Source organism: Melghirimyces profundicolus (genome assembly GCF_003054245.1).
GTDB lineage: Bacteria > Bacillota > Bacilli > Thermoactinomycetales > DSM-45169 > Melghirimyces > Melghirimyces profundicolus.
In genome coordinates this window covers 1-22,513 of sequence record NZ_QBKR01000027.1, presented here as the reverse complement: position 1 = coordinate 22,513, position 22,513 = coordinate 1, and the positions used below count along the sequence as shown (strand labels likewise).

Genomic DNA, 22,513 nt, shown 5'->3' with positions numbered 1-22,513 from the left:
GAAGCTTCCCGCAGGGCTTTTTCCCTGCCCGACTGGAAGATTCGGAGCGGACAGACATCCGGAAAGCTGTGGAATCCGGGGTCCGGTGGAGATGCCCGATGATTCCGCGGGCCACTGCACCGGGGATTTCCGCCGACGGGTACATATTGGAAGCGGCCCACATCCCAAACATGGAATCGTAAAAGGAGGAAACCGGATTGTCGATCGACTGGCAGCAGGAGATGAAACAGAGGCAGGAAGAGATGATGGAGCGCTTGACGGAGCTTTGCTCGATCGAAAGCGTGTTGGATGAGTCCACCGCCAAGCCGGGTGCCCCCTTTGGCAAGGGGATCGCCGAAGCCCTGGAATACATGCTGAAACTGGGGGAGAACGAAGGGTTTTCCACCCGGAACCTGGACGGCTATGCCGGTCACGTGGAATACGGGGAAGGGCAGGAAATCGTCGGGGTCCTGGCACACCTCGACGTGGTGCCGACGGGGAGCGGATGGTCTTCGCCCCCGTTTGAGCCCGAAATCCGCGACGGAAAATTTTATGCCCGGGGTGCCCAGGACGACAAGGGGCCGGCCATGGCCGCTTTTTTCGCTCTGAAGTTGGTGAAGGAACTGGGCCTGCCCCTGAAGCGCAGGGTCCGGCTCATCTACGGAACGGACGAAGAAAGCCATTGGCGCGATGTCGACTATTATTTTGAGCGGGAGCCGATGCCCGATCTGGCCTTCACACCCGACGCCGATTTTCCCATCATCAACGCGGAAAAAGGGTTGGTGGACCTCACATTGTCGGGTCCGGTTCCGTCCCTTTCCGGAACGGACGAAGGAACTTGGGGGCTCGCCCGGTTCGAAGCCGGCGAGCGGCCCAACATGGTGCCCGATGCCGCCGCCGCCCGGCTCGAAGGGGACGGCGACGTTTTCGAGTTAAAGGAAAAGATCCAGGAATACCTGTTGACCCACCGGATCCGGGGATATGCCGAAGAAGCGGACGACCACCTGAAACTGGTGGTGGAAGGAACCGCCCATCACGGATCCGAACCGGACCGGGGAGAGAATGCTGCCTACGGGCTGGCCCGGATTCTCGGGGAGCTCCCCCTGGACGACAACGGCCGCCGCTATGTCTCGTTGATCAATGACCTTTTGAGCGACAGCTTCTTCGGAGAAAAACTGGGGATCGCCCAGGAAGACACCCGGGTGGGCCGGTTGACCGTCAACGGCGGTGTTTTCCGCTATCAGGCCGGGCGAGGGCAACATGTGGAACTGAACATCCGTTATCCCATCTCCGGCGACATGGAGACGATCCGTACCCGGGTGGAGGAAAAATGCCGCCCCTACGGCCTCACCGTCACCGATGTGGATCACAAACCCGGTCATTATGTGGATCCGGAGCATCCCCTGGTGAAAACCCTGCAGAAGGTGTATGAAGAACAGACGGGGGAGAAGGGGGAACCTTTCGCCATCGGCGGCGCCACCTATGCCCGGGCGCTCCAACCGGGGGTGGTCTTCGGACCGCTTTTCCCGGGGCATCCGGAACGGGCCCATCAGAAGGATGAGTTCATCGATGTGGACCAACTGATCAAGGCGGCCGCGCTGTATGCCCAGGCGATCTATGAACTGGCCAGGTAGAGAGAGGAGAGCAAGGTGAAGAAGCTTCAGGGACGTTTGGTATCGCTGCAGGTGGGAACCCCCCGAACGTATCCCTCTGACGGATCCTCCAGGGGGTCATGGACGAACGGGATCGCAAAACAGGCAGTGGAAGGACCGGTCCGGCTGGGACGAACCAACCTGGACGGGGACGGCCAGGCGGATCTCCAACACCACGGCGGGCCCGACAAAGCCGTCCTCGCTTATGCCCTTCGCCATTATGAGGCCTGGCGGAGGGACCCGGACTTGAAGGAGCTCGGCCCCGGCGCCTTCGGTGAAAACTTCACCGTGGACGGCCTGGATGAGGAAACGGTCTGCATCGGCGACCGGTTCCGGGTCGGTGACGCCCTGGTTCAGGTTGCCCAGGCCCGGCTTCCCTGCTGGAAGCTGGACCGTCGCTGGGGAGTGGATGGGCTGGCCGAACGGGTGAAGCGAAACGGCAAAAGCGGTTGGTATCTCCGTGTGATCCAGGAGGGCACGGTGGAAAAGAGAGACACGCTGGAGCTGATCGACCGGCCGGCCCCCCGTTGGACCATTCGGGCCGTCAACGACATCCTCCACCGCCGCAACCGGGATCCGGAAGCGATCCGTGAATGTGGCCTCCCTCCCGCTGCTGGCGGAAAGCATGCGGAAGGTCCTGGCCAACCGACGGACGTGACCCGGTCTGGAAGTATTGTGAAAAAGTGAGCTGAGCGGCAGCATTTACCCAAAGCCGCTCGCTTCCCCTTTTCTCGAAACGAACATGAAATCACAACGCTTTTGGTGGCCGGGTTTGTTTTTATATTCCAACAGGGGGGAAAAGGCTTGGACAACGATCAACCGGAAATGCTGGACGTCGTCGACTCCGATCTCCGCATTCTCGGAACCGCCGACCGGGAACGGGTTCACCGGGAGGGGCTGTGGCATCAAACGTTTCACTGCTGGGTGTATCGTCGGGAAGCCGATCACATCCGCCTCATTTTCCAGCTCCGTCATCCGGCCAGCAAAGCCAACCCCGACCGGCTCGATGTCTCCGCCGCCGGCCATCTCCTTCACGGGGAAACGCGGGAGGAGGGAATCCGGGAGCTGGAGGAGGAGTTGGGCATCCGGGCCCCCTTCGGTGAGCTGATTCCGCTCGGGGTGTGGAAGGAAGAGATGGACCTCGGAGAGGGGTGGATCGACCGTGAATACCGGCATGTGTATTTGTACGAGTGCAGAAAACCCCTCAAAGAATACCGGCCACAGCCGGAGGAAGTAAGCGGGTTGTTTGAAGCCGACCTGGGATCCATCGACCGCTTGTTCCGAGGGGAGCAAAAGACGGCCGACCTGACGGGATTCAAGGTGACGGATGGAGGAAGGCAGCTCAAGGAAAGGCGGACCGCCGTCCGCCAGGATTTCGTTCCTCACTCCGAGGGGTATTACCGGTTGGTTCTGGATGCATTGAAACAGCGCGAAATGGAATCCTGACCGAACGCAAAACCGCCTCTTTCGTCAACCGGACGAAGGAGGCGGTTTCAGCTTTCGGGTCTTCTTCGATTGTCGTCACAACCGTGGATATCGATGGGATTTTCCTCCTTTGTTCATGCCAGTTTCAATCCCACCACTCCGGCGATGATCAGGCTGAGGGAGACCAGCTTGGACACGTTGACGGGTTCCTGGAACCAGAAGACGCCGGCCAATGTGACCATCGCCGTCCCCAACCCGGCCCAGATCGCATAGGAGAGGCTGAGATCGATTTTTTTCACCGCAATGGTGAGGGAAGTGAAGCTCAGCCCGTACAGGATGAACATCGCCAGGGTGGGCAGAAGACGCGTGAATCCTTGGGAAAACTTCATCGAGATCGTACCGGCCACTTCCAGGACAATCGCAAGAATAAGAAATACCCAACTCATCGCGATCCCTCCTTATTCTTCACGATCTCCTTTCCCCAGACTTCATCTCCATGGAAAAAGCCCTCCCGTTTTGGAAGAGAGGACTCGATCCTACCGTCCGTGAATCAGGCGCCGCAGCATGCGTGACAGTGTCTCAACCGGGGGTTTTCCGCGGTTAAAGTACCGCTGCAGAACCCACCCGTTGATGACCGTCAGGATGAATTCGGCCAGCTCGGGATCCCGGACATCCAGAATGCGGGCAATCCCTGACCGATACTGCTCCAAGGTCTCACCGAGCCGGGGATCGGGATCCCGGTCCGCCACCTGATGACGGTAGTAATCCATCCAGATGAAAGACTGGTTGAGGAAGTACGTTTCACGCTCCTCCACAAAGCGGAGCAGCGCGTCGATCCGTTCGTCGGGGGTTTTCGCCCCCTTCAGCGCTTCTTTCGCGTCAAAAAGGTCCCGACAGGTGATCAGCTCCACAAGTTGGTTAAACAGATCCTCCTTGCCGGAGAAATAGTGGTACAGGGTGCCCGTCGAGACGTCCAATTCGTCCGCGATCCGGCGCATGGAGAGGGAGGCGTACCCTTCTTCGGCGAACAGATCGAAACACTGGTGCAACAGCTCTTCGCGGTACTCATCATGATCGATGATTTTTGGCATCAACTTATTATAACAAACGTTCGATATAAGAACAACCCGTTCGGAAGAACATGATATGATGGTTGGTGGAACCTGTCTTATTTTATGCAGAGGAGGGACGGAATGGAACCGACAGCGGAAAGAGAGCGGTTGGAGGTGATCGATATCCTCCGGGGGTTTGCCGTTTTCGGTATTTTGCTGGTCAACATGGCCGATTTCAAATCGGCGGAACTGTATCGGATCCGTGTTCCCGGGGAAGGGTGGGATCATCCGGACGGCTGGGTTCAACACCTGATCCGGATCTTGGCCCAGGGCCATTTTTACACCCTGTTTTCTTTTCTGTTCGGCTTTGGGATGATCTTCATGATGGAGCGTGCCCGGGAGAGGGGGAAACGATTCGTCCCCGCGTATGTCCGCCGGTTGCTGACACTGATGCTGCTGGGACTCGTCCATGCCTGGCTGATCTGGTTCGGGGATATCCTTTTTTCATACGCTGTCTTGGGATTCATTCTGTTGCTCTTTCACCGGGCCGGACCGAAGACGCTTCTCGCCGCGGGCCTTCTGATCCTGTTGATTCATACGGCGGTGAACGGGTGGCTCTATTCCGGTCCCGCTCCGACTCCCGAGCAGAAGGAAGCGATCGCCGCCTCCCACCGGTGGTGGGAGGAACATTCCACCGTTGTCTACAAGAGCGGAACCTTCGGGGAGGTGACGGAACAGCGGATCCATGACTGGACCTACCTGAACAGCCATTGGTATTCCCTGTGGCCGCCCTTGCTGGCCATGTTCCTGCTGGGAGCCGCCGCTGCGAAACGACGGGTTTTCCACCGGCTGGATTCCTCCGGAGAACTTCTCCGCAAGGGGTGGAGGTGGAGCCTGGGGGTGGCTTTGGTGCTGGGGGTGTTGGAGTACGTCGTATCCCCGGTGATTCACCCGGATCCCTACGGATTCCGGCTCCTGGTCTGGATCGGAAACAACATCGGCGATCCGGCGGCATGCCTCTTTTATCTCACCTCGGTGGCACTGTTGTACCGAAAGTGGGGGAACCGTCTCCGCCCCCTGGCGCCTGTGGGGCGGATGGCGCTCACCAACTACCTTCTGCAGTCCCTGTTCTTCACGACTCTTTTCTACAGTTACGGTTTGGGATGGTACGGGGAAGTGGAAGCGGTCGCGGGCCTCATCCTGACGGTGGTCTTCTTTTTCCTCCAGATCTTTTTCAGCCGGTGGTGGATGGGGCGTTTCCACCAGGGTCCGGTGGAATGGATCCTTCGGACCGCCACCTACGGGCGTCCGGTATCGTTTCGAAGAGGGAACTAAAAGCGTTGTGATTAATGGTTAGGCTTAGAAGAAGGGAAGCGTTTACCCGAAATAGCGACTTTGCTGTCCTGCCCAGCGGAGCATCAGCCTGCAAGGGCGTTCAGGGGCAACAGCTTCTCTGTGTTGCATCCGCAGGCGTTTGCCCCTGCCCGCAGCAGGAAGATTCGGAGCGGACAGTCATACATCCCTGCAGGACAGGAACTGGAGCGGCTTCGGGTAAATGTCACCGTTCACTTTTTCACAATACTTCTATAAAGGAAAAAGCCGGGGATCCCGGCTTTTTTTGATGGGGTCATTCTTCTTTGCTTTGCGCCTTTTGGCGGTTGCGCAGGAGAATCAGCCGGTAGGTGTGGCTGACCACCACCTTGAGGACGGCGTAGGTGGGCACCGCCAGGAGGAGTCCGAGAAAACCGCCGAGACTGCCGGCCACCAGGAGCAGCAGGATAATGGTGAGGGGATGGATGTTGAGCGTCCGGCCCATCACCTGTGGAGAGATGAAATTTCCCTCCAGCTGCTGGGCGACCACCGTCACGATGAGCACGTAGACCACCATCATCGGGGAATCGATAAAGGCGACGATCACCGCGGGGATCGTTGCGATCAGGGGCCCGATAAACGGAATCAGGTTGGTGAAGGTGGTCACCAGCGCCAGGAGAAGGGAGTAGTCCAGTCCGATGATAAGATATCCGATGTAGACCAGCACGCCGATGCAGAGGCTGACGAGCACCTGTCCCTGGATGTAGGAACTGATCGCCCGGTCCATGTCCGCCAGGATGCGCCTTCCTTCGGCCCGCTGGTTCGAAGGGAGGAGGCGGAGGACCTGTTTCGGAGCTTGTTCCCCTTCCTTCAACATGTAGAAGAGAATGAAGGGCACGGTCACAAAGACCACGACAATGCCGGCCAGGATGCTGAAGAAATTGGCGAGATTGGTGATGATGGTGGAGATGCTGTTGGAAAGGTAGTCGGTGAACTCCCGGGTGATGTTTTCCAGGTTCTGCTCTTCAAAATACTCCCCGACCCAGGGATTTCGCTGTATCTCCACCAGTTTGGACTGAAGGGTGTCGATCAGGTTGGGAAATTCGGAGACCAGTCTGGAGATCTGTTTGGAAAGAGGCGGACCCGCCAGGAACACCAACAATGTGAACAAACCGGCAAAGAGCAGATAAATCAACAGAATGGAGAAGACCCGCCGGATTCCCTTTTTTTCAAGAAAACGGACGACGGGACGGAAAAGGTAATACAGGACACCGGCGACCAGGAAGGGGAAAAAGAGAGTCTGGACAAGGACCACCAGCGGTTGAAAAATCCAGTCGATCTTGGTTCCCACATAAATGATCAGAAAGACCAACAGGATCCCGTATCCGAATCGAAAAGGTTTCGTTTGCGGCATGGAAGGGGCCAACCTCCTTTTTTCCGGGCCGGTATCAACAAAATGTCCAATGAGGGGGCATGGTAAACATCTGTGGGCTCCCGCCGTTTACAAAAAACCCGCAAACCTGGGGTTTACGGGGTCGGCGTTCATTTCCATTCAAGAAGCCCGTCGAGAAGGGTCGCAGAGGAATCCTGTCCTTCCTCATCCGTGTCTTCGGAGGAATTTTCGGTGTCATCGTCGGAGTTCGCCGGATCGGAGGGTTGGGGGTCAGGGCTCTCATTCTCATCCGACGGGGACCCGCTTTCCGTTTCGGATCCATCGGATCCTTCATCCGGATCTTCCTCCGCATTTTCATCCGAACCCTCCGGATTTTCGTTCAGTTGTGCTTCGGGGATCGCCGGGTTTTCCTCATTCTGTTGCTCTGCGTTTTCATCGGATTCCTGGCTGGCCGGATCTTCTTCCGGTTTGGGCCGGCTCATCTGTTGCTGCGTCGTGGTCCGGGTATGTACGGCGGCGGAAGGAGTCGGGTCCGGCTTTTTCAGATCGTGGGCCTGGTGTTCCGTTGCGGGCATCCGGTGGTCTGCCGTCGCGACCGCATCCTTTTCTTCATCGGAAGACGGGTGGTCCGATTCTTTCTGATCCGGTCGGATCCGTTTTTTCGAGAGCTCCATATCCGCCTTGTTTCCTCCGCCGGTTGGTTTCCCCCAGAGCCCCCACTCGTGTCCCTCGGGAGCCTGGGCGACGTGCGGAGTGATAAAACCCGAGACCATCAGGGTTCCGACAAAACTGAAGAGGGCCACCTTTCGCAACCTGCGGGTGCGGTAAAACTTCAATCGCATTCTTTTCCCCCCTTCCGGTCGAACTTTCGCCCAAGTTTTTCATTCAGTATCAGTGTAACAAATAAATAAAGGCTTGTCTGTACGAAGTTCCGGCAATTCAACTTTTTCTCATAGAAAATCATGCTAAAGAACGGGAAGGGAGGAAAAAAGGATTACAGAACGGGCAAGCGGGCCCGAAGTTCGGAGACGGATTCTTTCATCCGTTCCACCAGGTCGTGGATCTCCGCTTCCGTCGTCTCACGGCCCAGGGTGATCCGGAGGCTCTGGAACGCTTCTTCGGCAGATTGGCCCATGGAGGTGAGGACGTGGGATGCTTTCTGCTTTCCGGCGCTGCAGGCGGAACCGCTGGAGACCGCCACGTTCCGCCGGTTCAGTTCCAGGAGGACCGCCTGTCCTTCCAGCCGGTCAAACCCGATGTTCAGATTGTTGGGAAGGCGGTCCGTCGGGTGGCCGTTGAGGCGGACGTTTCCGATCTCTTCGGCGATGCGTTGCCAGAGAAGGTCGCGGAGCCGGGAGATGTGCTTCCGGAAGTGGGACGCTTCCGCCGAAGCCAGGCGAGCGGCCATCCCCATCCCCGCAATGCCGGGGACGTTCAGGGTGCCGGGTCGAAGGCCGCGCTCCTGTCCCCCGCCGAAAAACACCGGCTGGATTCGGACCCCTTTCCGGAGGTAAAGCACGCCGACCCCTTTGGGTCCGCCCACCTTGTGCCCCCCGACGGAAAGGAGGTCGATCCCCAGATCCCGGACGTTCAGGGGAGCTTTGCCGAAGAGCTGAACGGCATCGGTGTGGAACAGGGCTCCTTTTTTCCGGGTAAGGGCGGCCATCTCCCGGATCGGCATGAGGGTTCCGACTTCGTTGTTGGCCGCCATGATGCTGACGAGCACCGTCTCTTCCGTCAGCGCTTCTTTCAGGTCCCCGGTTCGCACCCGGCCGAACTCATCGACGGGCAGGCAGGTGATCCGGAAGCCTTCCCGTTCCAGCTGGCGGCACGTGTCCAGAACGGAGGGGTGTTCCACCCGGCTGGTGATCACGTGGCGGCCCTTTTCCCGCTGCCGGCGGGCCGCTCCCAGGAGGGCCAGGTTGTTGGATTCGGTGCCGCTTCCGGTGAACAGGATCTCCCTCGGGGAAGCGCTCAGGGCTTTCGCCACCTCCCGACGGGCCCGCTCCGTCCAGTCCCGGGCCCGCTGGCCGGGGTCATGGAGGCTGCCGGGGTTGGCCGGATCCTCCTCCATCGCCCGAAGCATGACCTCCCGGACTTCCCGTCGCACGGGGGTGGTGGCCCCGTGATCAAAATAGAGCGGTTGCATCCACAACGACCTCCTTCTCGTTTTCCCCCTTTATTATAGTGGAAACGGACGCTGTCCTTGTGAAAAAATAATCAGAATATCAAAAAACGGTTGACAAAAGCGGGAGACCTGAGAAAATATAAGTGATTTTCTTGTGACAAATATGTGAAAGGAATCACAAAAATGTGAGAGCGGATAACCGATTTTGTGGTGGTGGGCAGCGGGTTGGCCGGTTTGCAGACCGCCTGGCAGTTGGCCGGGGCGGGGGAGGTCCATCTCTTCACCCAATCCCGGGCCGGGGCGGGGAACTCTTCCCGGGCTCAGGGAGGGATCGCCGCCGCCGTGGGGGAGGGGGACCCGGATACCGTCGAGGTGCTGGTCCGGGAAGGACCGGCCGCCGTCGCCGGTCTCGCCCGGTTGGGCATCCCCTTTGACCGGAGCGGAGATCGATGGGCGCTGGGAAAGGAGGGTTCCCACAGCGTTTCCCGGATCCTTCACGCCTCCGGGGACGCCACCGGCGCGGCCATGGTGGAGACCCTGCTGGCCCGGGTCCGGTCCCATCCCCGGATCCGACTCTTTTCCCACACTCGGGTGACCGGCCTGATCGCGGAGGGGGGCGAATGTTTCGGCGTCACGGCCGTCCGCGGGGAGGAAGGAATCGTCTGCCGTGCCCGGGCGGTGGTGTTGGCCACCGGTGGGTGCGGTCAGGTGTTCCGGTACACCACCAATGATCCGGTCGTCACCGGCGGCGGCCTGGCCATGGCGTACCGGGCGGGGGCGGCTCTCGCCGACATGGAGTTCGTTCAGTTTCACCCCACCGCCCTGGCGGTGGAACAGAATCCGATGTTTTTGATCTCCGAGGCGGTGAGAGGAGAAGGGGCGGTGCTCGTCAACAGTTGCGGGGAAGCCTTCATGGGCCGTTACCATGACTGGAAAGACCTCGCCCCCCGGGATGTGGTCTCCCGGGCCATCGATCGGGAGGTGCGGGAGGGACGGCGGGTGTTCCTGGACGCCCGGGGTCTGAAGGAGCGGTTTGCCGCCCGGTTCCCCACGATCTTCGCCCGCTGTCTCGAGCACGGCATCGACCCCCGCCGGGACCGGATCCCGGTCACCCCGGCGGCCCATTTCCTGATGGGCGGGGTGCGGACGGATTCCCACGGGCGGAGCGGCGTCCGCCGGTTGTTCGCCGTGGGGGAAGTCGCCTGCACCGGTGTGCACGGGGCCAACCGGCTGGCCAGCAACTCCCTTCTGGAAGGGGCCGTCTTTGCGTCCCGGGTGGCGAAGGCGGCGGGAAGACTCCCCCGGGTTCCGGCCTTTCCCGACAGAGTCGTGCGTCAGGAAATGTTCACGGTTGATCAAGAGAACCCCGTCTATGCCGATGCGGTCCGGCGGATCATGTGGGAACACGCGGGAATCGTCCGGAACCGAAACAGCTTGATCGACGGGATGAATGCGCTTTCGTCCTTGCGCGAAGAGGTGCCGGGGGAATATTTGGAATGCCATGATATGATTGATGTTTCACAAGTGATCTTACACTCGGCCCTGAAACGGGAAGAGAGCCGAGGCGGCCACTTTCGGGGCGATTTTCCGGAACCCCGTGAAGAATGGGCGAAAAAACGGATCCGGATTCGGAGGGGGGAGCCCGTTGAACCCATTGCGATTGAGAAAACTGGTATGTGAGGCTTTAAACGAAGATCTGGGGCCGGGGGATTGGACCACGGAAGCGCTGATTCCGGAGGAGGATCGGTCGGCCGCCGTCTTCCTGGCCAAAGGGGACGGTGTGGTCGCGGGATTGCCGGTGGCGGAAGAGGTGTTCCGTCAGTTGGACCCGGACATCCGGTTCCGACGGGAGGCGGAGGAAGGGACGCGTGTCACCTCCGGCACCGTGCTCGCCCGGGTGGAGGGACGGACCCGGACGTTGCTCACGGGAGAACGGGTGGCCCTTAACTTTCTGCAGCGCTTATCCGGCATCGCCACCCTGACCCGCCAGGTGGTGAACGCCCTGGAGGGGTTGGACTGCCGGGTGCTGGATACCCGGAAGACCACGCCGGGCCTTCGCATGCTGGAGAAATACGCCGTCCGCACCGGCGGGGGCACCAATCATCGCTTCGGCCTCAGTCACGGCATCATGATCAAAGACAACCACATCGCCGTTGCCGGCAGTCTCCGGCGGGCGGTGGAGAAGGTCCGGGCGTACGCCGGACACATGGTTCAGGTGGAGGTGGAGGCCGACACCCTGGAACAGGTGAAAGAAGCCGTGTCCCTGGATGTGGACGCCATTCTGCTGGACAACATGGACCCCGCCACCCTCCGGAAAGCGGTGGCCCTCATCGACGGACGGGTTTGGACGGAAGCTTCCGGCGGCCTGACTCCGGAAACGGCCCGGGAAGCGGCCCAGGCGGGGGTGAATGCCATTTCCCTGGGATGGCTCACCCATTCCGCCTCCGCCCTGGACATCGGGTTGGAGATCCTGAATGAGGAGGAATCGGCATGAATACGGAAACCTGGACGGCGGACCATCCCGCCCTTCCGGAGAAGTACCGCAACCTTTCCCACCGGGAGTACGATGAACGCATCCAAGGAGCCAAGGACCGGCTCGGAGCCGACCTGGTGATCCTGGGTCACCATTACCAGCGGGACGACGTGATCCGCTTTGCCGACTTCACCGGCGATTCCCTGGAGCTGGCCCGGATCGCCGAAGGCCAAAAACAGGCCCGCTACATCGTTTTCTGCGGGGTCCACTTTATGGCGGAAACCGCCGATATCCTGACGGGGGACGACCCGATCGTCATCCTTCCCGACATGAAGGCGGGATGCTCCATGGCCGACATGGCGGATATCGACGAACTGGAAGAAGCCTGGGAAGTGATGACGGAGGAGCTGGGAGACACCATCCTGCCCATCACCTACGTCAACTCCACCGCCGCCATCAAAGCCTTCGTCGGCCGCCGCGGCGGGACCACTTGCACCTCCTCCAACGCCCGGGGTGTGCTGGAGTGGGCCTTCGCCCGGAAAAAGCGGATCCTGTTCCTGCCCGACCAGCACCTGGGACGGAACACCGCCCACGCCATGGGGATCCCCCTGGAACAGATGGCCGTCTGGGACCCGATCGACGGGGAATGGGAAGAAGAGAAGGGGCCGATGGAAGACCTTCGGGTCCTCCTGTGGAAAGGACACTGTTCCGTCCATACCAAATTCACCGTGGAGCAGATCCGGGACGTCCGGGAACGGGACCCGGAGACCCAAGTGATCGTCCATCCCGAGTGTACCTTCGACGTGGTGCAGGCCGCCGACGAGAACGGTTCCACCAGCTGGATCATCCGGAAGATCGGGGAAGCGCCTCCAGGGAGCAAATGGGCGGTGGGCACCGAGGTCAACCTGGTGCAGCGTCTCGCCCGGACCCATCCCGAACAGCGCATCTCCCTCCTCTCCCGGACCATGTGTCCCTGTCTCACCATGAACCGGATCGACCGCCCTCACCTCCTGTGGGCCCTGGAAAGCCTCCAGGAAGGCCGCCCGGTCAACCGGGTCTCCGTCGACCGGGAAACCGCCCATTGGGCCCGGACGGCGCTCGAGAGGATGCTGTCGATTCATTAAAAAAAGAATGTTTTCATGGAAAAACGGATGCGGATGGGCCGCATCCGTTTTCCAGCGCAGGGGGATCGATCCGGAAGGATGCTTGACTCCTTTTCGGGGTCCCCCATGGTTTTCATCCGGTGGAGGTCACCATTCCAGCCAAGCCGATGATGACCAAAAACCCGCCTTTCGGGCGGTTTTTTTCATCTCATGAAAAAAAGCGGTCCTTCCGCTGTTCAGCCGGATCCGGTGCCCATGGCCTTCCTTGCCGGTGGCGGTCAGCCGGGTTCCTTTTTCCCGGATGTGGGCATGGAAACAGAATAAAAAGAGGGTTCATTCCCACTCCCGGGCAGGACACGATTCCCCGACCTTTGTTGTAGTCGAAAAGAACGATTCTTGATCCGCATTGAAAAAATCAAGAACAAGAAAAGGATTTTTCGATTTTCACATCAAAGATTTAAAAGATGGTGGAGGAGGAAGATTCTCCTCTCCTCCGGAAACGTTGACAACTGCGAAGGAGTTCGAACAAGATGCCCCTGATCCCGCGATATGCCCTGGGAATGGAACTGACCGATTCCCTGTTCAAATTGGTGGAAATGAAAAGAGGGTTTAAAAAAACCCGGCTCACCCAGTATGTGGTTCACCCGCTCCTTCCTTTCTGGATGAAGGAGCACTCCGCGGTTGACCGGGAAGAACTGATCCATTCCATTTCCGACGCCCTCGCGGGGAGGCGCCTGAAAACACGGAAAGTCCACCTGGCCCTGGGCAACCGGCAGGTGGTCACCGGGATCTGGCACATCCCGGAGATGCGCCCCAACCGGATGCGGCGATGGATCCGGAAAAAAGTGATTCCCGGGTGGGACCTGCCCTTTGACGATCCCCATTTCGATTACCGCCCCCTCGGTCCGATCTGGGAGGAGGGGGACCATCAGCAGGTGCTGGTGGCCGCGGTTTCCCGCTCGTATGTGGAAGATCTGACGCACCTCATCCGCTGTTGCGGGTTGGAGCCGGTCTCCATCGACCTATCCGCCTTCAGCCTCCAGCGCTGGGTGGAGTTCACCGACGACAGCTCCCTGCACCGTCCGGCCACGCTGCACCTTTCCCGGGAAGGAGTGGAAGTGAACCTGTTCCACCACGGCCTGCTGCAGGGGGGGACGTTCCTGCCGCTGGAGATGGCCCGGTTTTTGGAGGACGGGACGCGACCGGGGATGGATCCCCTGGCCCCCGTGCTGACGGATCCGGACAAGGTCCGGTCCTATGGGGCCGCGCTTCTGGAAACGCTCGGAAAGGAGGGACCGGAATGGCTGAACCGAGAACTGTGGAAACCGAACCGGGTGTGGGTGCTGACGGGAGAGGGGATCGACCTGAATCAGCTGATGCTGTGGATGCAGTCCCGAAAAACCCCTCCCCTTCGGATGGGCAGCGGCCCGCAGGAATGGATGGACGAAGATCTCCAGATTCGCTCCTCCCGGTGGCTGGGGACCGCGTTGTCCGTCCCCTTGGGAGCGGCGCTCTCCGGGGTGCGGGGCGGATCAACCTGATGCCGCCCGTCCCCCCGGGGCGGCGGTATTTCGGTTGGGGTCTTGTGCTCATCCTCTGCTGGCTGGTCCAGTTGACCGCCTTGGCAGGGTGGTTTTTCACCACGGAGTTCCGGGAAGCGGCCCGGATGCAGGAAACGCATCAGTCGCAGGCCATGGCCGATTTGAAGGCGAGGGAGAAGGTGGGACGGTATCAGGAGTTTATGAAGCGGTACGGCCCCGAAGTCCGTTATCGCCAATCCGTGCAGAAAGCGGAAGAAGGGCGGGTCCTCTGGTCCGACGGGCTTCGCGTGGTGAATGAGAAGCTCCCCGCCGGGACGGAGCTATTCCGTTCCGAAGCCGAGGGTCGGCGGATGGACGGCTGGGCGGTCTTCCCCTCCGGATCGGAGGCGGCCGTTTTCCTGGAATCCCTCAAGCAGGACGCCCGCGTCGACGGCGTCTTTCTCGACTGCCTCGGCAAAAGCTGCGGCGAGGACGCCCTCCCGGAGCCGCCGGCAAAAGGGGAGCAGGTGCTTCACTTCCATTTCACGCTGAAGCCGTCTTCCGAAGAGAAGAGAACGGAGGCGGAAACCGCTTCTCCCGCTCCGGAGGCTTCCGAGCCCGAAGGGACACCGCTACCGGAGGTGGGGGACGATGTGGAATAGAAAGCCGAAACCGCCCCGTCCGATCGGGGCCTGGAAAAACGGGAAAACCCTCTTTCTGATCGGGGCGGGAGGCACCTTTCTCATCCTTTCCGCCACATTGGCCTCCCTCTACCCGATCTGGGCCAAGGAGAAGGAAATGCGGGCGGAGGAGGCCGAAGCCCGGGCGTTCAGGAAGGAGCACCGAAAGGTCCTGGACCCCGAATGGAAACTGCCCGAAGAACCCACCAAAGGGGAGCTTTCCGCCCTCCAGGAAAAAGTCCCCGTCACCGCGGAACCGGCCCGCCTCATCACCGAATTGCAAAAAGCGGTGAACGATTCCGGCGCCGAGTGGAAGGAATTCCGCACCGCGGAGAACCTCTCCGATCTTGAAAAAACGAAAGACGGAAAAGAGGAGAAGGAAGACGGGAACACCTCCGGCAAAGAGGAGAACCCCCCAGGGGAAGCCGATTCCGAAGGGCTCCCCCGACTTCCCGATGATTCCCGCCTCACCCCTTACTGGGCCGACCTCCACGTCCGGGGCACCGAAGAACAGCTCCTCACCCTCTTCGGCAACCTGCAGGAGATGAAACGGATCGTCTCGGTCCAAGGGTGGGAATACACCCAAGAAAAGAAAGCCGGCCAAATCCGGATCCGCCTGGCCTGGTTCGTCTACGGGGACAAAGATCTGAAAAACCTCCCGCCCCGGCCGAGGTTGGAGGTGCCGAAGGAAGAGGAGCCGGAACCAAAGGGAAGCGAAGCGGAACAGCATCCGGATGAAGAGACGGAAAAAGAAGAGAACCGCGAGTCGGATCCTGCCCCATCCGAAGGGTCCGCCGAGGATGGATCCGAAAACAACGAAAATTCGGGGACGCAAACGCCATAAAACTATATGTATAAATGTTTTAAATCAGGTTTATTTCCCTCGGAAAAAGGCCACCCCCCTCATGGGGAAGTGGCCTTTTTTTGGTGAGGAAAACAAAATCAACCCCCGAATATCCAATGATTAAGGGGATTTACTGATATGGACAATCATATCCTGATTTTGCTTTATACAAGAAATCCATAACATTTATACCCAATACCAAGAATTATACACAAAAACACTCGTTTTTTTATTAAAAATTTAATAAGGAGAATTACTCCTTTTGTCGAATGGAGATAGAGTGTGTCGCATACTGTCGATAGATCTTTCGGAGGAGGGATGCTGAAGAACGCTTCGATCAGATGGTGTCGTCTCAAAGGTGAAATCCATCAGGAAGGAGAAATCACGTGAGAAAAAAAGGAACCTTCAGCAAGCGGTTTATCTGGCTGTTCCTGTTCATCTTTGTCTTCGGCAGCATTCAGCCCACGCCGGTGTTGGCGGCGGAGGAGATTCACAACCGGATTCAGTTGGCCGCTGTCACCAAGGAACCCGGTTTTCTGGACAAAGCGATCAACTTCCTGAAGCCGGATGGACCCCAGGTGCAACCGGCCCAGGAGGAGGAGCGCGGTTTCTGGGATACGGTGGAGGGCTATCTCGGGCTGGATGACCCCGGGGAGGAAAAGGGAACCGCCCGTGCCACCGACGTTCTCCCCCGAAAGGAAAAAGCTCCCAAAGGGGAGAAGATGGCCCAACCCAAACGGGTGAAGGAACTGAAGAAAAAAAGGACGGCCACCGCCAAGTTCTACGAACTGGAGGATGGCCGCCAACAGGTAGAGGTATCCAGCTCCCCCGTCCATTACCGGGACGATAAGGGGAACTGGAAAGAGATTGACACCCGGATTCAGGATACCAATAAACCCGGGTTCAGTTATGGGAACGAGAAAAACACCTTTCAAAGTTTCTTCGGCAAGAAATCGGATCAGCTGGTCAAGTTCCAGCTGAAGAAACGGCATCTCACGCTGGGGGTGAAAGGCAAAGAGAAAAAGCTTACCCCGGAAACGAAAGACAACACCATCACCTATCCCGATGTCTTCGGGGAGGCGGATCTGGTCTACGATGTGACGCCGACCTCCCTGAAGGAAAAAATCATCCTGGAAAAAGCGCCGGAAGACGCCACCTACACCTTCACGGTGAAGATGGGCGGCGTGGAAGCGAAGAAGCAAAAAGACGGCTCCATCGCCTTTTACCGCAAAAGCGGGGAAGGGGATCCCGTCTTCATCATGCCGAAGCCGTTCATGATGGATGACAAGGACGACCCCTCCTCCCCCTACGGAAAAGTGTGGAGCGACAAGGTCACCCAGTCCGTCGAGCAGAAAGGCTCCCACATCGAGATCACGGTGAAGGCCGACGAGAAATGGCTCAAGTCCGACGACCGGAAGTACCCGGTGGTAATCGACCCGACGATCAAAGTGGAGCCGACCCCCACCGACGGCCAGGATGCCATGGTGATCAACAGTTCCGGTTCTTCCGACACCAACTTCGGCGATAACTGGAAACTCTCCGTGGGAACGACGGACACCTATGCCGCCCGGAGCCTGGTGAAGTTCAAGCTCCCACAGGATGTGGACGGGAAAAAGCTGGACGCCGCCCAGCTGAAGCTATACTACGACCAGTGGTTTCATACCAACACGAACGATGTCGGGATCGAAGCCCGTCCCGTCACTGTCGACTGGGATGAGTCCACCGTCACCTGGAACACCGTCGGGGACAACTACGGAGCCGTCGGCTACAACCGGGAGACAGTGGATAACGAACCGGATAACTGCAATAGATCCACCTATCCCCAAACTTGCCCCAACGATGAAGCGAAATGGCCGCAGTCGACCAGCTCCCTGACCCAATATGCCGTGGATGACGATTACCAATACAACAACGATTCCACCGCCGGGGATACCTACACCTGGATCCCCCGCCTGACGGAAGACGGAAAATACCGGGTGAAGGCCCACTACGTCCAGGCTTCGGATCGGGGGATCGTGCCCTACACGGTTCACTACAACGGCGGGCAACAAACCTATCAGGTGGACCAGTCCCAGGGGAGCACCCGCAGCCAATGGGCGGACTTGGGTGAGCATTCCTTTGTCGCCGGCACCACCCACAAAGTCGTCCTCGGAGACGATCCCGGCAATGCCGCCATCGCCGATGCCGTCCAGTGGACCAAATACGCCACGGACACCAAGAAAGCCGGCGAACAAAACACATGGCACACCTTCAGCGTTCGGAACATCGTCCAGGACTGGATCGACGGCAAGCAGGCCAACTACGGATTCATGCTGAAAGCTTCCGACGAGACCCTGGGAAAAGGCGGTCCCCGCTATGAGGCCAGCGAATACGCCTACAACGGAGAATCCGCCAACCGGCCCAAGCTGGTCCTGACCTTCGGGAAACCCGGCGTCCACCTGGACGATCCGACCAAGATCCACGCCACCGGGGCGGAGTTGAACTGGTCGGCCTACCAGGATCCGGATGCCGGAACCACCGACGACGATATCGTCGAATACCAGGTCCACCGCAGCGTGGATCAAACCTTCACACCCGGACCGGCCACCCTGGTGGCACCCGTGGACCCGGGAACCACTCAGTACACGGACACCACGGCGGAGCCGACACCCGCCGATGACCCGGAACCCTTTGGAAACGCCTATTACTACATGGTCGCGGTCAAAACCAAAGACGGCTCCCTGATCCCGTCTCCGACCCGGCTGGTGCGGCTGCCCAAAGCCGGCCGTGTGGTGGAGATTTTCCAGGGGAATGCCGCCGACACCACCATCGCCAGCGGTCAGCCGGATCAAAACCATGATGTGTTGGCCGGCCATCCGTGGCTGGAAGTGGGCAACAACAGCTCCACCTACGGGAACGCCCGGGCCATTCTGAAGTTCAACACCGACACCCTGCCCGCCGATGCGGACATCCTGGACGCGGAGCTCAACCTGTGGACCTCGGAAACCTACGGGAGCGGCGGAACCTACGACCTTCACGCCCTGACCACGGACTTTGTCGAGATGGAAGCCACCTGGAACAACGCCGATGCCGCCACTCCCTGGACCACCGGCGGCGGGGGAGATTATGATGCCGCGGTGTCCGACTCTGTCTCCTCCATCACCAGCGATCCCAAGTGGCACCGGTGGAATGCGGGAACCATCGTTCAGCAGTGGGTGGACGATCCCGCCTCCAACCACGGTTTCCTGGTGAAACGAAACGACGAAGCCGGGGCCGGGGAACGGGTTCTCTTCCTGAGCAGCGAAGCCGAAGAGAAAAACCTGCGGCCCAAGCTGGTGGTCACCTACACCGAGCGGACCACCGCCAATACCTATTACGCGCCGAAAACCCCCGCCCGCATGATCCCGGGGGACCAGTACACCGTCGAGGTAACGCTGACCAACACCACGGACATCACCTGGAGCGCCGCCGACTATGTTCTGTCCTACCACTGGGCCCTTCCCGACGGCACGGACAAGACCACCGAAGGCAACCGGCTGGAGACCGAACTCCGCCCGGTCCAAAGTGATGGAACCGTGGCCACTGATCCGGTGGACGTGGCACCCGGGGAGACGATCACCGTCCAGGCGAAGGTGAAAACCCCGATCCAAAGTGACTCGGGGAACAAGCGGGAAGCCTTTGTGCTGAAGTGGGACATGCGGAACAAAACCACCGGCCAGTGGTTGTCGGAGCAATCCACCACGGACGATCTGGAGACCCTGGACCAGAACGTCACGGTGGAAGACCCCACCTCCGATGAGCTGGGGCTGGAGAAGTTCTACCAGTACGTGGGCAAAAACACCGGGGCCGGCTCCACCGTGATGGTGAACCAGTACGCCGGCAACACCGTGTTCGGCTACAACCCCTTCTCCAACCCGAGCCGGGGATTGGCCACCTTCCTGCGGATCACCTACAACAGCCTGGACACCTCGGACTCGTCCATGGGCTACGGCTGGTCCCTTTCCGCCACCAGCCTGATGCGACTGGGGACGCCGCTGGATCTCCATCCCAAGGGGCAGGACTGGCCCACCGAGGTGACGCTCACCGACGGGGACGGCACCAGTCATATCTTTGAACTGAAAAAACCGGACACCACGGATGAAACCACCTGGTACTACGACAGCCCCGCCGGCGTCCATTTCTACCTGCAAAAGGACGGCTCGAAAGAGGAGCGCCAGTGGGTGATGACCCGGCCCGACCGGACCCGGTTCTTCTTCGACGGGGAAGGGTTTCTGTCGGCGATCCGGGACAAAAACGGGAACGAAATGCTCTTCACCTATGAAGAGAAGAAATCCCGCAACAAACCGGTCAAGTTCCTGAAATACATCACCGACCCGGCCAGCCGGCAGACTTTGACCCTGGAGTATTACCAAAAGGGTGAAGACTACACCTATTTTGACGAAGACACCAAAACCCAAGGCACGAATCTGACCAACCCGAAGATCATCGACCAGGTGAAGTCGATCACCGACCTTTCGGGCCGGAAAATCACCTTCACCTACAGCGACAAGGGCCTGATGCGGGAGATGGTGGACGGGGCGGGCATCCCGGAGGCCAAGACCTTCGGCTTCACCTATGACGCCACCAACACCAACAAGAACACCAAACTGGTCACCATCACCGATCCCCGGGGGAACGCCACGAATCTCGACTACTACATGCCCTCGGATACGGAGACCACCCAGCTCAACAAGTGGCGCCTTCAGACCCTGACCGACCGGGAGGGCGGGAACACCGCCTTTACTTACACGGATCCCGACGGCACCACCGGTTCCTATATTGAGTCCACGGTGACCGATGCCAACGGGAAGGCCACCCAGTACCGGATGGACGGCTTCGGTCGACCGGAGAAGACGACCAACGCCAAGGGAGAAATCACCCAGCTTTCCTGGGACGACGATAACAACGTCACCCGTCTGGAAGAGGCCAACGGGGCGGTCACGACCTGGACGTATGATGCCAAAACCGGGTACCCGCTGGAGGTGAAAGACGCCGAAGCCAACGACAAGGACACCGCCGCCACCAAGTTGTACTACCAGACCGATCTTTCCGGCTACGTGGCCGATCTTACCAAAAAGGTGAGCCCGGAAGGGCGGACGTGGACCTTCGCCTACGACACCGTGGGGAACCTGACGACCGTGACCGACCCGATGGGGAACGCCACACCGACGGAGCCGGACGACTATCAAACGACCTACACCTACGACCCTGCCGGACAGCTGTTGACGGCCACCGACGCCAACGGTAACACCACGACATACAGCAACTACCACCCGACCGGGTATCCGGAGACGATCACCGACGCGCTGGGGAATGCCACCACCACCGCCTACGACGAGCGGGGGAACGTGGTCTCCATCACCGACGCCAAGGGCAAGGAAAGCACGTACACCTACGACGTCTTCGGCCGGCCGCTGGAGCAGAAGGAGCCCAAGGATCAAGACGCGGGTGAGTACATCATCACCCCCGCGCCGGTCTACGACAAAAACGACAACATCACAAAAGAGACGGCCCCCAACGGCGCCGTGACCACCTACACCTACGACAAAGCGGATCAGATGGTGGCCACCACCGCGCCCAAGGACGAGGCGACGGATCCGGAGCGGAAGACCACCTATGCGTACGATCTCGTCGGGAACCTCCTGAAACAGACGGAACCCAAGGGGAACCTGACGACCTCCGACCCGGACGATTTTGTCACCACCTACGGGTACGACGACATCTACCAGCTGAAAACGGTCACCAACGCCGACGGGGACACGATCACTTACGATTACGACAACGTCGGCAACGTTGTCAAAGTGCTTGATCCCAAGAAGACAGCATCCAGCGACACCACCGACTACACGACCAAAATCGACTACGACTTGAACCACCGGGTGATTAAGGAAACGGATGCCGAAGGACACAGCACCCAATACACCTATGACCTCGACGGGAACAAAACCTCCGTCACCGACAAGGAAGGCAACACCACCGACATCGCCTATGACGAGCGGGGCATGGTCCAAGAGGTGAAAGTGCCCCACAAGGACGACGGCGGGACGATCACCTACCGGACCACCCAGTATGTCTACGACGAAGTGGGCAACCGGACGAAAGTGATCACCCCCCGGGGCGTGGAGACCACCGGGGAGCCCGACGACTTCATCCACGAGACGAAGTACGACGCTCTGAACCGGGTGAAAGAACAGATCTTCCCCCACGACGGCGTCAATATCGACGACCAGGCGAAGATGGTCTACACCTACGACGAAGTGGGCAACCGGGTGAAAGTGAGCGCCCCGCCCTCCGATGGACAGACGGATCCCGACGGGGGCGCCCTGCGGAACGTCACCACCTATGACTACTTCGACAACGGCTGGGTGAAGAAGAGCGTCGACCCCTGGAACATCACCACCAGCTACGACTACAACGAACTGGGGCAGCAGACGAGCCGGACGCTGACCTCCGCCGGGGGCTCCAACAGCCGCACCATGGGCTGGAGCTACACCCCCGACGGGAAACTGAAAGCCAAGTCCGATGACGGCATCCCTGTCGGAAAAGATGTCGTCCTGGTGGACAACTCCGACACCCAGAACGTGGAGTTCGCCGGTGACTGGAAAACCTCCAACAACGTCGACGGCCACCAGGGGTACAGCTACCAGTACGACTACAAAGACACAGGATACCCGGACAGTGACACGGACAACCACTACTTCACCTGGAAGCTGAACGTCCCGAAAGACGGGGACTATGAAGTCTGGGTCAGCTACCAGAAATACAAGGACCGGGCCACCAACGCCCCTTACACCATCGAGTATGACGGCGGCAGCACCACGGTGGAAGTGAACCAGAACGTCGCCTCGGGCTCGGAGACCGAGTGGAAAAAACTCGGCACCTACGCCTTCAAGGCCGGGAACACCCACAAGATCACCCTGAAGGATGATGCCGAC

The 22,513-nt window shown here is 59.6% G+C and carries 16 protein-coding genes; 11 read left to right on the top strand and 5 right to left on the bottom strand.

Annotated elements, in window-relative coordinates; all coding sequences use genetic code 11:
* Positions 1-197: 197 nt before the first annotated feature.
* The 3 genes from pepV (at position 198) to C8P63_RS15800 (ending at position 3,077) form a co-directional block, all read left to right on the top strand.
* Complete coding sequence (pepV, locus tag C8P63_RS15810; protein WP_108025679.1) at positions 198-1,613, top strand: dipeptidase PepV; 1,416 nt, start codon at positions 198-200, stop codon at positions 1,611-1,613.
* A gap of 15 nt (positions 1,614-1,628) precedes the next feature.
* Complete coding sequence (locus C8P63_RS15805; protein ID WP_108025677.1) at positions 1,629-2,318, top strand: MOSC domain-containing protein; 690 nt, start codon at positions 1,629-1,631, stop codon at positions 2,316-2,318.
* A gap of 117 nt (positions 2,319-2,435) precedes the next feature.
* On the top strand, positions 2,436-3,077 hold the full coding sequence (locus C8P63_RS15800) for an NUDIX hydrolase (RefSeq protein WP_108025675.1): 642 nt from the start codon (positions 2,436-2,438) through the stop codon (positions 3,075-3,077).
* Positions 3,078-3,190: 113 nt separating this feature from the next.
* Here the strand turns inward: C8P63_RS15800 and C8P63_RS15795 are convergent, their stop codons facing one another.
* Both C8P63_RS15795 and C8P63_RS19240 read right to left on the bottom strand, forming a co-directional pair.
* On the bottom strand, positions 3,191-3,502 hold the full coding sequence (locus tag C8P63_RS15795; protein WP_108025673.1) for a DMT family transporter: 312 nt from the start codon (positions 3,500-3,502) through the stop codon (positions 3,191-3,193).
* Positions 3,503-3,592: 90 nt separating this feature from the next.
* Positions 3,593-4,147, bottom strand: coding sequence for a TetR/AcrR family transcriptional regulator (locus C8P63_RS19240; RefSeq protein ID WP_170109710.1), 555 nt, complete (start codon positions 4,145-4,147; stop codon positions 3,593-3,595).
* 102 nt (positions 4,148-4,249) lie between these two features.
* On the opposite strand from C8P63_RS19240, the gene C8P63_RS15785 reads away from it, so the two are divergent.
* A complete protein-coding gene (locus C8P63_RS15785; protein WP_170109709.1) occupies positions 4,250-5,443 on the top strand; it encodes a DUF418 domain-containing protein in 1,194 nt (397 codons plus the stop codon).
* Positions 5,444-5,735: 292 nt separating this feature from the next.
* Here the strand turns inward: C8P63_RS15785 and C8P63_RS15780 are convergent, their stop codons facing one another.
* The 3 genes from C8P63_RS15780 to C8P63_RS15770 all read right to left on the bottom strand — a co-directional run bounded on the left by C8P63_RS15780 (position 5,736) and on the right by C8P63_RS15770 (position 8,961).
* Complete coding sequence (locus tag C8P63_RS15780; RefSeq protein WP_108025669.1) at positions 5,736-6,833, bottom strand: AI-2E family transporter; 1,098 nt, start codon at positions 6,831-6,833, stop codon at positions 5,736-5,738.
* A gap of 128 nt (positions 6,834-6,961) precedes the next feature.
* On the bottom strand, positions 6,962-7,654 hold the full coding sequence (locus tag C8P63_RS15775) for a hypothetical protein (protein ID WP_108025667.1): 693 nt from the start codon (positions 7,652-7,654) through the stop codon (positions 6,962-6,964).
* Positions 7,655-7,806: 152 nt separating this feature from the next.
* Positions 7,807-8,961, bottom strand: a complete 1,155-nt coding sequence (locus C8P63_RS15770; RefSeq protein WP_108025665.1) for a cysteine desulfurase family protein — start codon at positions 8,959-8,961, stop codon at positions 7,807-7,809.
* A 186-nt stretch (positions 8,962-9,147) separates the two neighbouring features.
* Here C8P63_RS15770 and nadB point away from each other — a divergent pair, with 186 nt between their 5' ends.
* From nadB to C8P63_RS15735, 7 genes are all read left to right on the top strand, one after another.
* Positions 9,148-10,620 (top strand): L-aspartate oxidase, encoded by a 1,473-nt coding sequence (gene nadB, locus C8P63_RS15765; RefSeq protein ID WP_342748089.1) that lies wholly within the window; start codon positions 9,148-9,150, stop codon positions 10,618-10,620.
* The gene (nadC, locus tag C8P63_RS15760) at positions 10,586-11,434 is read left to right on the top strand and encodes a carboxylating nicotinate-nucleotide diphosphorylase (protein ID WP_108025661.1); all 849 of its coding nucleotides are present in this window, start codon (positions 10,586-10,588) and stop codon (positions 11,432-11,434) included. The genes nadB and nadC overlap by 35 nt, the downstream gene beginning before the upstream one ends.
* Positions 11,431-12,537, top strand: a complete 1,107-nt coding sequence (nadA, locus tag C8P63_RS15755) for a quinolinate synthase NadA (RefSeq protein WP_108025659.1) — start codon at positions 11,431-11,433, stop codon at positions 12,535-12,537. Before nadC ends, nadA begins: the two co-directional genes overlap by 4 nt.
* A 509-nt stretch (positions 12,538-13,046) precedes the next feature.
* Positions 13,047-14,057 (top strand): type IV pilus biogenesis protein PilM, encoded by a 1,011-nt coding sequence (pilM, locus tag C8P63_RS15750; protein ID WP_108025656.1) that lies wholly within the window; start codon positions 13,047-13,049, stop codon positions 14,055-14,057.
* On the top strand, positions 14,057-14,698 hold the full coding sequence (locus C8P63_RS15745) for a hypothetical protein (RefSeq protein WP_108025654.1): 642 nt from the start codon (positions 14,057-14,059) through the stop codon (positions 14,696-14,698). The genes pilM and C8P63_RS15745 overlap by 1 nt, the downstream gene beginning before the upstream one ends.
* The gene (locus C8P63_RS15740; RefSeq protein WP_108025652.1) at positions 14,688-15,560 is read left to right on the top strand and encodes a hypothetical protein; all 873 of its coding nucleotides are present in this window, start codon (positions 14,688-14,690) and stop codon (positions 15,558-15,560) included. Before C8P63_RS15745 ends, C8P63_RS15740 begins: the two co-directional genes overlap by 11 nt.
* A 386-nt stretch (positions 15,561-15,946) precedes the next feature.
* Positions 15,947-22,513, top strand: a 6,567-nt coding sequence (locus C8P63_RS15735; protein WP_211308299.1) for a DNRLRE domain-containing protein, incomplete at its 3' end; no start/stop codon positions are given.

Bases quoted from the DNA above. Each gene is read 5' to 3' on its own strand.
- C8P63_RS15795 (WP_108025673.1), bottom strand. From the start codon at position 3,502: ATGAGTTGGGTATTTCTTATTCTTGCGATTGTCCTGGAAGTGGCCGGT.
- C8P63_RS19240 (WP_170109710.1), bottom strand. From the start codon at position 4,147: ATGCCAAAAATCATCGATCATGATGAGTACCGCGAAGAGCTGTTGCAC.
- C8P63_RS15785 (WP_170109709.1), top strand. From the start codon at position 4,250: ATGGAACCGACAGCGGAAAGAGAGCGGTTGGAGGTGATCGATATCCTC.
- C8P63_RS15780 (WP_108025669.1), bottom strand. From the start codon at position 6,833: ATGCCGCAAACGAAACCTTTTCGATTCGGATACGGGATCCTGTTGGTC.
- C8P63_RS15775 (WP_108025667.1), bottom strand. From the start codon at position 7,654: ATGCGATTGAAGTTTTACCGCACCCGCAGGTTGCGAAAGGTGGCCCTC.
- C8P63_RS15770 (WP_108025665.1), bottom strand. From the start codon at position 8,961: ATGCAACCGCTCTATTTTGATCACGGGGCCACCACCCCCGTGCGACGG.
- nadA (WP_108025659.1), top strand. From the start codon at position 11,431: ATGAATACGGAAACCTGGACGGCGGACCATCCCGCCCTTCCGGAGAAG.
- pilM (WP_108025656.1), top strand. From the start codon at position 13,047: ATGCCCCTGATCCCGCGATATGCCCTGGGAATGGAACTGACCGATTCC.
- C8P63_RS15745 (WP_108025654.1), top strand. From the start codon at position 14,057: ATGCCGCCCGTCCCCCCGGGGCGGCGGTATTTCGGTTGGGGTCTTGTG.
- C8P63_RS15740 (WP_108025652.1), top strand. From the start codon at position 14,688: ATGTGGAATAGAAAGCCGAAACCGCCCCGTCCGATCGGGGCCTGGAAA.